Source organism: Actinosynnema sp. NPDC059335, assembly GCF_042752395.1.
Classification (GTDB): domain Bacteria; phylum Actinomycetota; class Actinomycetes; order Mycobacteriales; family Pseudonocardiaceae; genus Actinosynnema.
In genome coordinates this window covers 1-11,172 of record NZ_JBHYXZ010000145.1, presented here as the reverse complement: position 1 = coordinate 11,172, position 11,172 = coordinate 1, and the positions used below count along the sequence as shown (strand labels likewise).

8 protein-coding genes are annotated in these 11,172 nt (G+C 73.2%); 5 read left to right on the top strand and 3 right to left on the bottom strand.

Annotation, left to right across the window (positions count from 1 at the left end):
- Positions 1-140: 140 nt before the first annotated feature.
- From ACFXGA_RS32195 to ACFXGA_RS32180, 4 genes are all read left to right on the top strand, one after another.
- Positions 141-1,538: an MFS transporter gene (locus ACFXGA_RS32195; RefSeq protein WP_378094480.1), complete on the top strand. Its 1,398-nt coding sequence runs from the start codon at positions 141-143 to the stop codon at positions 1,536-1,538.
- A 1,130-nt stretch (positions 1,539-2,668) separates the two neighbouring features.
- Positions 2,669-3,409 (top strand): helix-turn-helix transcriptional regulator, encoded by a 741-nt coding sequence (locus ACFXGA_RS32190; protein WP_378094478.1) that lies wholly within the window; start codon positions 2,669-2,671, stop codon positions 3,407-3,409.
- 110 nt (positions 3,410-3,519) lie between these two features.
- Complete coding sequence (locus ACFXGA_RS32185) at positions 3,520-4,500, top strand: DUF1702 family protein (protein WP_378094477.1); 981 nt, start codon at positions 3,520-3,522, stop codon at positions 4,498-4,500.
- A gap of 47 nt (positions 4,501-4,547) precedes the next feature.
- Positions 4,548-5,306 carry a helix-turn-helix transcriptional regulator gene (locus ACFXGA_RS32180; protein ID WP_378094475.1) on the top strand — a complete coding sequence of 253 codons (759 nt, stop codon included), beginning with the start codon at positions 4,548-4,550 and terminating at the stop codon, positions 5,304-5,306.
- Positions 5,307-5,657: 351 nt separating this feature from the next.
- Here the strand turns inward: ACFXGA_RS32180 and ACFXGA_RS32175 are convergent, their stop codons facing one another.
- The 3 genes from ACFXGA_RS32175 to ACFXGA_RS32165 all read right to left on the bottom strand — a co-directional run bounded on the left by ACFXGA_RS32175 (position 5,658) and on the right by ACFXGA_RS32165 (position 9,277).
- Complete coding sequence (locus ACFXGA_RS32175; RefSeq protein WP_378094473.1) at positions 5,658-6,731, bottom strand: carboxymuconolactone decarboxylase family protein; 1,074 nt, start codon at positions 6,729-6,731, stop codon at positions 5,658-5,660.
- Between the two features lie 192 nt (positions 6,732-6,923).
- Positions 6,924-8,288 (bottom strand): cytochrome P450, encoded by a 1,365-nt coding sequence (locus tag ACFXGA_RS32170; protein ID WP_378094471.1) that lies wholly within the window; start codon positions 8,286-8,288, stop codon positions 6,924-6,926.
- The gene (locus ACFXGA_RS32165) at positions 8,285-9,277 is read right to left on the bottom strand and encodes a DUF1702 family protein (protein WP_378094469.1); all 993 of its coding nucleotides are present in this window, start codon (positions 9,275-9,277) and stop codon (positions 8,285-8,287) included. The genes ACFXGA_RS32170 and ACFXGA_RS32165 overlap by 4 nt, the downstream gene beginning before the upstream one ends.
- Before the next feature lie 304 nt (positions 9,278-9,581).
- Here ACFXGA_RS32165 and ACFXGA_RS32160 point away from each other — a divergent pair, with 304 nt between their 5' ends.
- Complete coding sequence (locus ACFXGA_RS32160; protein ID WP_378094467.1) at positions 9,582-11,129, top strand: GMC family oxidoreductase; 1,548 nt, start codon at positions 9,582-9,584, stop codon at positions 11,127-11,129.
- Positions 11,130-11,172 lie beyond the last annotated feature (43 nt).

Below are 11,172 nucleotides of genomic sequence, written 5' to 3'. Positions count from 1 at the left end.
AGGGGTGTCCCCCGCCCCTCATCGGACGGGGTTCCGTGACGCCATTTTTCGTGGCACGACGTCGTCGACAGGGCGTCAGTCGGTCCGGCGACGAGTCGATGGTTAATCAACGGGTTCGCGCAACAGAAAAGGACTGTCCCTTGACTGCCGACACATCCTCGCCGCCGCGGTTCAGCGGCAAGCAGCGGCTCATCCTGCTGATCCTGCTCGGCGCCGGGTTCATGGTGTCCGTCGACTTCTCGATCCTCAACGTCGCGCTGCCGCAGACCGGCGCGGGCGTCGGCATGGAGCTGGCCGAGTACCCCTGGATCACCGCCGCCTACGCGCTGCCCTCCGCGGGCTTCGCGCTGCTGTTCGGCCGGTTCGCCGACCTGTTCGGCCGACGCAGGCTGTTCCTCGTCAGCATGGTCGTGCTGACCGGCGCCTCGCTGCTCGGCGGCCTCGCGGGCAACCCCGAGACGCTGCTGGCCGGGCGCGCGTTGCAGGGCCTCGCCACCGCGATGGCGCTCCCGGCGGCGCTGTCCCTGCTGACCACCACGTTCGCGGAGGGCGCGATCCGCGACCGCGCCCTGGGCCTCAACGGCGCGCTGCTCTCCGGCGGCTTCACCATCGGCGCGCTGGTCGGCGGCACGCTGATCAGCCTGCTCAGCTGGCGGGCCGCGTTCCTGATCAACATCCCGGTGACGGTGCTGATCCTGGTCGCCACGCCGTTCGTGATCGCGGAGAGCCGCGTGCCCGAGCGGGTCAAGCTGGACGTGCCGGGCGCGATCACCGTGACCGGCGGCCTGCTGGCCGTCGTCTACGCGATCATCGAGAAGAACGTCGTCGCCGCCGTCATCGGCGTCGTGCTGCTGGCCGCGTTCTGGCTGATCGAGCTGCGCGCCTCCGCGCCGCTCACGCCGATCCGCACCCTGCGGCGGCCGAACGTGCTGTGGGGCAACTACGCCGGTCTGGCGGTGTTCTCCATGGAGACGGCGATGATCTTCATGATGACGCTGTACCTGCAGAACGTCCTGGACCTCAACCCGTTCGTGACCGGTCTGATCTTCGGCGTGCCCGGTCTCGCCGCGGTGCTGGCGGGTCCGATCGCCGGTCGGCTCATCGGCCGGCACGGCTACCGCAAGGTGCTGGTGGGCGGGATGGCCGTGCAGGGCGTCTCCACCCTCCCGCTGATCTTCGTGGGCGCCGAGCGCTGGGGCCTGGCCATCCTGATCCCCGCGCTGTTCGTCAGCTTCTTCGGCCACGTCTCGTCCATCGTGGCCTACACGGTGACCGGCACCTCCGGCCTGCCCGACGACGAGCAGGGCCTGGCGACCGGCCTCACGTCGATGACGCAGCAGGTCGGCATCACGGTCGGCATCCCGATCCTGACCGCCATCGCGGCGAGCCAGGCGGAGGAGTTGCGCGGCATCCACCTGGCGCTCGTGGTGAACGTGATCGTCACGGCCGCCAGCATCCTGTTCGTCTGGCTCGGCCTGCGGTCGCGGGCGACCCGGAGCGCGAGCGCGCCCGCGGTGCCGGTGGCGAACGAGGCGTAGCGCGGACGACGGGTGCCACGAACCGGGGAAGCCCGGTTCGTCCCCGGAAGGCGCGGCGGACCCACCCCCCAGACCGAGGCGGCCACGGCCGCCGACGTCGCGGTCGGCCGCGCCTTCCCCCGTGCCGTCGAGCGGGTGCCAGCGCGTCGCCCGGCTCCACCAGGGCCGGCAGCGTCGCCGCGACGGCCTCGGTGGTCAAGGAGGCCACCGTGCCGCGCCCGCGCCGCGGGAACGGGCCGAGGTTCGTGCCGCTCGTGCCTTCCCCGTGCCGTCGAGCGGGCGACGACGGGTGTCGGCGCGAGGAGGCCACCGCGCCGGGCACCGTGCCGCGCCTGAGCCGCGGTTCGTGTCTTCCCCCGCGCCCGGCTCCGCGCGAATGGCACAGCGGGCGCGGTCGACGCCGAGAACAACGGTTCGCGCGCTTCCCGTCGGCCGGGTCGCCCTGGGCCGACGGGCGGACAATCGCGCCCGGACAACACGGGCCGGCGACGCTTGCGGCCGGGATCTTGTCGACCCCGGTTCCGCTGATCGCGCCCCCCTGTCGCGGTTCCCCCGCGAGCTGCGCGGTGACGTTCGAAAAGGCCGGTCGAGCAGCGCGGAACCGGTTCGCCGCGTATCCGGGTCGGAGGAATATGGCACCCTGCGGCCGTTGCGGAAAACGTCACGTCGAAACCGCGCCGAGCCCCGGACGACCGTGGCAGGGCCACACCGGGCCCGGCGGGCGCGATCCGGCGCGCGCACCCGGCGACGTGGCCGTGAACAGCGACATCGCCGGCGCGCCGCGTTCCGCCCCGCCGGGGCGACACACCCGGACGGCAGAAGCGGCTAGTCCGCCCGTCGGATGGTCGTCTCGCAGATTGCTGTCCTCGTTCCGGGCAATTACGGGCAGTCGTGCGCCCTGATAGCGTCTTTCCCGGTGCGGGGTTGTGGGGGCCGCGCACAAAAGCCAACTGGGGTGGTGGGTATGCGCCGGTCAACCGGACCGGCCGGATCCACCAAAAGCGGCCGGATGGTTCCGTGTCGCACCGGAGCGGAATTTTTCCCATGGCGGGCGAACGTCGATCCGACGTGTTCGCTCGCGCCCGGTGCCGCGTCGGACAATTCGTCCGCCAAGGGCGAGAGGAAAGACCGTGCACGATGCCGTCCAGCGTGCCATCACGATGATGCGCACCAACTACTACGAACCTCTCACGCTGCGCGATGTCGCAGGTGCCGCGCTGGTCAGCCCGTTCCACTTCTCCCGCCTGTTCCACGCGGCCGTGGGCGTGCCGCCGGGCCGGTACCTGACCGCCGTCCGATTATTCGAGGCCAAACGCCTGCTGCTGACCACGTGGATGAACGTCGCCGACGTCGTCGCCACGATCGGGTACAGCAGCGTCGGCACGTTCACCACCAGGTTCACCCGGGCGGTGGGCCTCTCGCCCACCCAGTACCGCAACCCGGAGGTCAGCGGGCTGCTCGCGGCCGCCGCCCCGCCCGACCACGACAACCCGCTGGAGACCGGCTCGCCGCTGTTCGACGCGGTGCCGCTGCCCCGGTTCGGCGGCAGCGGGTCGCTGGTCGGCACGCTGGAGGTGCCGGCGGTGGCCGAGGCGTCCGAGATCGCCGTCGGGATCATCGACGACCTGATCCCGTGCAGCCCGGCCGTGCCCAGCACGCTGGTCGAGGGTCCGCTGGAGCACGAGCTGGTGGTCGGCGCCACGTCCGCCCGGTGCGTCGCGGTCGCGGTGCGCCGCGGCGGCCCCGCCCCGCTGTTCGCGGGCGGGGTGAGCCACGTGGTCGCGGTGGGCCCGGGGGAGCACCTGCGGGTGACCGTGCGGATGCGCGACCGGGCGAGGGTTCCGGTGGCGGTCGGCTCCGCGCGCCGGTAGACCTCGATCGCGCGGGCCCGGCGCAAGGGTGGAGTAGACCGGGTCGGACCCGCGGTGGATTCTCGGACGAACCGCCGCCCGCGGCGACCGGATACCGATGGGAGAGCACCATGGCCAACCTGTACCGGTCGCTGCGGCGCCGCGTGCTGACGCCGTCGATGTCGGAGACGAAACCCTCGGTGCGCGGTTTCCACGAGAAGACGCCCGAGGCGACCGAACTGCTCGAAACGGTCGGCCGGGTGTTCCTGACCGGGTACGGGCACGCGGCGGCGTCGCGGCGGCCGCTGGACGTCGAGCCCCTGCTGGAGGAGGTGCCGGTCCGGTTCCGCGGCTTCGCCTACGAGGGCGCGGCGATGGGTTTCGCGGTCCGCGACGGCCTGCCGCTGGGCAGCCGCCGCAGCGTCGCCGAATTCCTCACCGGGCGCGCCCGGTCGCACGACTACATGGTCTACGTCGGCGTGGGGTGGGCGTTGGCGCGGGTGCCGCGGTTCCGCTGGCCCGCCGTGACCGCGAACGTGACCGACGACCTGATCCGCTGGCTCGTGCACGACGGCTTCGGGTTCCATCAGGCGTACTTCCACCCGGACGAGTACGTGCACGAGCACTACCGGGAACCGTCGTTCCCGTGGCCCGCCGAAGGACCCGCCTGGTACGCCGACCGGGCGATCGACCAGGGGATCGGCCGCGCGCTGTGGTTCGTCGGCGGCACGGACCCCGAGGTGGTGGCCAACCTGATCGACAAGTTCCCGCGGGAGCGGCACTGCGACCTCTACAGCGGCGCGGGCCTGGCCGCCACCTACGCCGGCGGCGTCGAGCGGCGCGAGCTGGAGCTGCTGTGGGACCGGGCGGGGGAGCACCGGCCGTTCGTGGCCCAGGCGAGCGCGTTCGCCGCGACCGCGCGGGTCAAGGCCGGGCTCGTCGTGCCGCACAACGAGCTGGCGACCGACGTGTTCTGCGGCCTGCCGGTGGCGGAGGCGTCGGAGGTGAGCGCCCGCAACCGGCCGACCGGCCCGGTCGACGGCGACGTCCCCGCCTACGAGGTGTGGCGCCGCCGCATCGCGGACGAGTTCCGGGCGCGGGGACGGGTGTGACGGCCGGCCGACGCGACCGCGCCGACGAGGGGAATGGAGGGACTGTCGTGCAGTCTGCGGTAGAGCGTGCGATCGACACGATGTGGAGCCGGTACCACGAGCCGCTCTCACTGGCCGACATGGCGGACACCGCGATCCTGAGCAAGTTCTACTTCTCGCGGGTCTTCCGGACGCTGACCGGGACCTCTCCCGGCCGGTTCCTCACCGCGATCCGGCTCACCAAGGCCAAGCAGCTCCTGCTGGAGACGTCGTTGAGCGTCACCGAGATCTCGTACATGGTGGGCTACAACAGCCTCGGCACGTTCACCAGCCGCTTCACCCGCAGCGTCGGCGTGCCGCCCGCCCGGTACCGGGCGCTGTCGCGGGGTGGCGTGCTGCCGCCCGCGCCGTTCGCCGGTCCCGTCCGCGGCGGCCAGGCGGGCGCGGTGGCCGGGTGGGTCGCCGTGCCGGAGACGCGCACGCCGGTGCGGGTGTACGTCGGCGCGTTCCGGGACCCGATCGCCCAGGGCGTCCCGGTGGCGTGCGACATCCGCGACGGCGCGGGGCCGTACCGGCTGGAGTCGTTGCCGGAGGGGCAGTTCCACCTCCGGGCCGCCGTGGTCGCGGTGGACGACCTCGACCCGAACCCGTCCAAGCGGCGTCCGCTGTTCGTCGGCGGGGCCGGGGCGGCCACCGTGCGGGCGGGGCTGACCGCCGAGGCGGACATCGAGACCCGGTCGACCCGGACGCTGGACCTGCCGATCCTGCTCGCGCTGCCGGAGCTGGACACGCACAGCTCGGCGGGGGTCGAGCTGGCCCACCGCTGAGCGGGAGCCCCCGTCGGTGCGCACCGGGCACCGCGGGGGCTTTCCCTTGCCCGCACGGGGAAATCCGACGGCCACGCGTCGCCGGGGGAGAAATGGCGGACGCGCCGGGACGGTGGAGCCGGCTCGCCGGTGCTGCGAGGTGGTTGCCCGAGCGGGTGACGGTATCGGGTCCGGTGCCCTGAGGCAGGATGGCGGCCGGGCGACGATCGGGTCGATGGAGCCGGCTCCCCGAGACGGGATGCCTCGCCGGTCGTGTCCGGATCGCCCGGAACCGCGCCGATCCCGGCACCGGCGCGCGCGACAGCTCCGGCCCTGGCGGACCGGAGCTGTCGGAGGCCCGGGGACCGGCCGTCACTCGTGCGCGGGCTGCGCCACGGGAGGGGCGGGGTCCCGGAACCTCATCCAGCCGCCCACCCGGCGCGCGGCGGTCAGGCTGGACCACGACGTCAGGTCGATGAGCGACCGGTCGTCCGGCCGCTCCGCGCGGAAGCGGTCCACGACGGACTGGTCGACCTGGTAGGACGCCAGCGCCGTCAGCAGCGCCAACCGCCCGGCCCCGCGCTGGTCCTCGGGCAGGTCGGCGACGGCCTCCTCCACCCACGCCCGGCTGATGCCCATCGGCTTGCCGTCCCACCGGTTCACGTGCGCCAGCACCAGCTCCCGCGCCCGCTCCGGGACGGAACGGCGGCCGGCCTCCTCGATGGTGGCCGCGACGCGGGCGAACGCGCCGGCGATCGCGTCGTGGCCCCGCGCCCACGCCATGTCGTCCGGCAACGGGCTGTCCGGCAGCAGGTCCAGCGACGTCCCCGGCCGCGGGCCGCGGCGCTCGGCCGACTTCATCAACCACACCAGCACCCGCCGCACCACCACGAGGGACGAGGCCGGCGAGCCGGGCGGCAGCGGCAGCTCGCCCAGGAACAGGTTCACCATCCGGTTGAGGTACTGCAACGTCACGGCCGTGCCGACCATCTCCGGCGCCTGCGCGGCCGGGAACGGCACGGGGTGCGCGGCCGCGCCCTCCGGCGTCGCGTTCGCCGTCGTCCACTCCGCGACGGCCCGCGCCGCGGGGTCCGGGATGTGACCGCCCCGGTAGCCGACGAGGTCGATCAGCATCGAGGAGTGCATGGTGACGCAGAACGGGCAGTTGTTCGACTCGGACACGGCGGTGGACACCGCCTCCTTCTGCTCCCGCGGCACGGAGCCGGGGACGAGCAGCGTCTCGCGCAGCATCAGCCAGGTCGCCGCCAGCACGTCCGGTGAGGACGCGTGCAGCGCGACCGGCGGCGCGAGCACGCCGAAATCACGCTCCAGCTCGCGGTAGACCCGGCCCACCGTCCCGCCGGCCGCCCCGTACCGCACCGGGCGCACCAGGCGCACCTGCGCGGTGGACAGCCCGCGCAAACCGGCCATGACGATTGATCGCATCGGAATCGGTTCCTCCGCAGGCACGTCGGGATGGGGAAGGAAGGAGGAGCACCAGCGTAGTGGCCTGATCGCGGGGTTCGGGGGCGTCGCGGGCGGGTTCGCCCGACCGGAGCCGGGGCGACCACCGGGACGCGCACCCGCGGTGACGCCGTGCCCCGGCGCGTCCGCCGATCGGCCCGACGCGGCGACCGCTCACGCGGCCGACCGCACGGTCATCGGCAGCCCGCCGCGCACGCGCAGCGTCAGCATCGGCTCGCCGCGGACCTCGTACCCCGGGGCCGTGGACAGCCGCAGCTCGCGCACCACGCTGGCGGCCACGATGGTCGCCTCCATCATGCCGAGGCCGCTGCCCACGCACACGCGCGGACCGGCGCCGAACGGGAGGTAGGCGTAGCGGGACCGCCCGGACGAGCGGCCGGGCGAGAAGCGGTCCGGGTCGAACCGGTCCGGCTCCTCCCAGAACGCGGGGTGCCGGTGCAGGGTGTACGGACAGATCAGCACGTCCGCGCCGGCCGGCACGCGGTAGCCGCCGATCACGTCCTCCTCGCGGGTCACCCGCGGCAGGATCCACACCGGCGGGTACAGCCGCATGACCTCCTGGATCACCTGGGTCGTGTACTTCAGCCGCGCGATGTCGCGGAACGTCGGCAGCCGGTCGCCCAGCACCTCCACGGCCTCGGCGTGCATCCGCTCCCACACCTCGGGGTGCCGGTCGGCCAGGTAGAACGTCCAGCTCAGCGTGCTCGCCGTGGTCTCGTGCCCGGCCAGCAGCAGGGTCACCATCTCGTCGCGCACCCGCTGGTGGGCGACGGCCGGGTCGGGTTCCCGCCGCGTCGCCTCGACCAGCCGGGACAGGATGTCGTCGCCGTCGGGCGTCGGGTTCGCGCGGCGCTCGTCGGCCAGCCGCGCCACGATGCGGTCCAGGTCGGCCCGCGCGCGGTGGAAGCGCCGCTGCACGGGTAACGGCACCCAGTGCGGCACCGTGCTCAGCGACATCATCTCGAACATCGCCTGGTTCTGGACCGCCTCGAACGAGTGCCCGATGGACTCGAACGCGCCGAGGTCGGCGTCGAGCAGGGCGCGGCCGAGCACGCCCAGCGTCAGCCCGGTCATCTCCTCGCTGATGTCGACCGGCGCGCCGCCGCGGCGCCGGCGCAGCTTGTCGACCAGGCCCGCGGCCTCCTGCGCGATGACGTCGGCCTTGCCGGCGATCCGCTTGGCCTGGAACACCGGCTGGATCGTCTTGCGCTGCGCCTTCCACAGCTCGCCCTCGCTGGTGAGCAGGCCGTCGCCGAGCGCGCGTCGGGCGTGCACGAGCCCGATGCCCTTGACGAAGTTCCCGGGGTTGTCGGCGAGCACGTGCTTCGCGTGGTCGGGGTGGTTGAAGAAGTACATCGACTTGGGCCCCAGGCGCAGCCGCACCGCGTCGCCGTACTGCCGGGACACCGACGTCATCACGGCGAGCCGGTCGCGCGCCATCCTGGCCAGCAGGCTCAGGGTCTCGCCGCGCGGCGGCCCCGGCACGGTCCGGGGACCGGCCGTGTCGGTCGTGGTCATGCCGTCACATCCGCTTCGGTCGTGAACGCCGCGGTGATGCGCCTGCGCCACACCTCGAAGGCGGGGATCCCGGGGTGTTCGGGGAGTTCGGCCACCGCCGGCGGGCGCGTGTCGTGGCACAGCCGCGCCGCCTCGTCCGGCGTCAGGTCGCAGAAGACCCGGGTCGCGGCACCGGTGTGGCGCACGACCAGGCCCTGGTCCACGCGTGCGGTGGCGGCGAAGGCGCTGCCCTGCGCGACGTTCGGCAGGTAGCGGCCGACCCGGTCGGCGTACCACCGCAGCTCGTCCTCGGGCAGCCCGCCCGCGTAGGTGGCGGCGAGCCCGGTGCCCGCGTACAGGTCGGCGTGGCGCTCTTCGTCGAACGACTCGACCAGGTCCACCACGACCTTCGGGTCGGCGCCGCCGACGAACCACAGCGCCCGGCCGATACCCTGGTCGATGCCGCGGGCGGAGTACCAGGCGTGGCCGTCGGCGGGCCACGGGAAGTCCGCCTCGCGGTACTGCTGCCGGACGTACTTGCCGGTGTGGAAGTACGCCTGGTGGAACCCGTAGCCGTCGAGCGCGAGCCAGCGCAGCAGCGGGTCGTCCAGGCCGAGCTTGGACCACCGCGACCGCGGCACCCGGGCCATCGCCCAGCCGACGCCCACGATGACCATGTAGTCGTGGGCCTTGGCCCGGCCTTCGAGGAACCGCCCCACCCGGCCACCGCGGCCGAACGGCAGCGCGTCGCGCACCGCGAAGCCCATGCCGGCGCCCTCGTAGGCGAAACCGCGGAAGTCGTGCGGCAGGAGTTCGAGGTTGCGCTCCGCCTCGTCCGGCGTGCGGGACTCGGCGGCGTGCCCGTAGCCCTGCAGGAACGACCGGCCCACGGTTTCGAGGAGTTCCCGCGCGGTGTCGTCCTTGTAGTGGAAGCCGCGCACCGACAGCTTCGTCGCGGAGATGTCGGGAGTCAGGACGCGGCGCCGGAGCGCACCCCAGAGGCTCGACATTGTTCGCTCCCTTCGTCCCGCCGCGGATCGCCGCGACGGGTCGGACTGGGTGAAATCGTTGCGGCGCGGGGGATCGGCCGCCTACTCCCAGCGTGCTCACCGGGTGCGCCGGTGGTGCGAACGGCGGCGAAGTGGGCATGATCGGAGAAGTCGTTGTGCCGCAAGCACATCCGCGCCGGGGCCGAACGCCGTGCCGGGAACGCCGGGCAACGGGTGAGTAGCAAGGTCATCGCGGCCGGTGCGACGCTCGGCGACGGGACGCAGGACCCTGCGCCCGAAGCGCCCAATTCTTCGAGGACTGCTTATGACGGCTCAATATGACGACATCATCGTCGGCGCCGGATCGGCCGGTGCGGCGCTCGCGGCCCGGCTGACCGAGGATCCCGCGCGGCGCGTGCTGCTCCTGGAGGGCGGCCCGGACTACGTCGAGCCCGAGGACCTCCCGGAGGAGATCTTCTACGGCAGGTCGATGTCGTTCGAGGGCAACGACTGGACCTTCCGGGCCGACGTCCACGACGGCCGTCGCATTCGCTACCCCCGCGGCAAGCTCGCGGGCGGCTCCTCGGCGGTGGGCGCGACGGTCGGCCTGCGCGGCGTCCCGGAGGACTACGACGACTGGGCCGCGGCGGGCAACCCGGGGTGGTCCTACGCGGACGTGCTGCCGTACTTCCGCAAGCTGGAGAACGACCAGGACTTCGGCGAGAGCGAGTTCCACGGCGGGAGCGGGCCGTACCCGATCCGCCGCTGGGCGCCGGAGGAGCTGTCGCCCGCGCAGACGGCGTTCACCCAGGCCGCCCTCGACCACGGCTTCCCGGAGGTCAAGGACCACAACCACCCCGAGGCGACGGGCATCGGCTCGATCCCGTCCACCCGGCACGACGCGGTGCGCCGGGCCACCACCGGCACGACGTACCTGCGGCTGGTCCGGGGCCGGCCCAACCTGGAGATCCGGGCGCTCACCACGGTGGACCGGGTGGTGTTCGACGGCGTCAAGGCGATCGGCGTGACGGCGTCCACCCGGGGCGGCTCGTACGAGCTGGTCGAGGGACGCCGGATCATCCTGGCGGCCGGCGCGGTCGCGTCCCCGGCGATCCTGCTGCGCTCCGGCATCGGGCCCGCCGAGGACCTGCGCCGGCTCGGCATCGACGTCCGGGCGGACCTGCCGGGCGTCGGCGGCAACCTGGTCGACCACCAGCGCACCGGCGCGTTCCTGGTGCCGGAGCCCGGCGCGGTCGACCCGACCGAGGCGTTCCTCCAGCAGATCGTGCGCACCACCTCGCCGGTCTCGGGCGAGTTCAACGACCTGCAGTACTACATGGTCAACCACTTCTCGCTGGCGCACTTCCCGGAGTTGCAGATGCTCGCCGGGGCCACCGAGATCCTCGGCGTCATGGTGGTGTCGCAGCGCCCCGGCTCCCGCGGCCGGATCAGGCTGACGGCCGCGGACCCGGCCGCGGCGCCCGTCATCGAGCTGAACTTCCTCGACGACGAGCGGGAGATGGACATCCTCGTGGACGGCGTGCGCACCGCGTGGCAGCTGGCGCACCACCCCGACATCCTGAAGCTCGGCCAGGGTTTCGTGGTGCTGCGCGACGCCATGATCGACAAGGACGACATGGTGCGGCAGTTCGTGAAGACCAGCCTGGAGAGCGCCTACCACCCGGTCGGCACGGTGAAGATGGGCCCGGCGTCCGACCCGGACGCCGTGGTGGGCGCGCGGGGCGCGGTGCACGGCGCCGAGAACCTGTTCGTGGCCGACTCGTCCATCATGCCGAGCACGGTGCGCGCCAACACCAACCTCTCCTCGATCATGATCGGCGAGCGGGTGGCGGACTGGCTGCGCGAGGGCTGACCCCGCCCCACGGCGAAGCGGCTCCGGACCGGTGGTCCGGAGC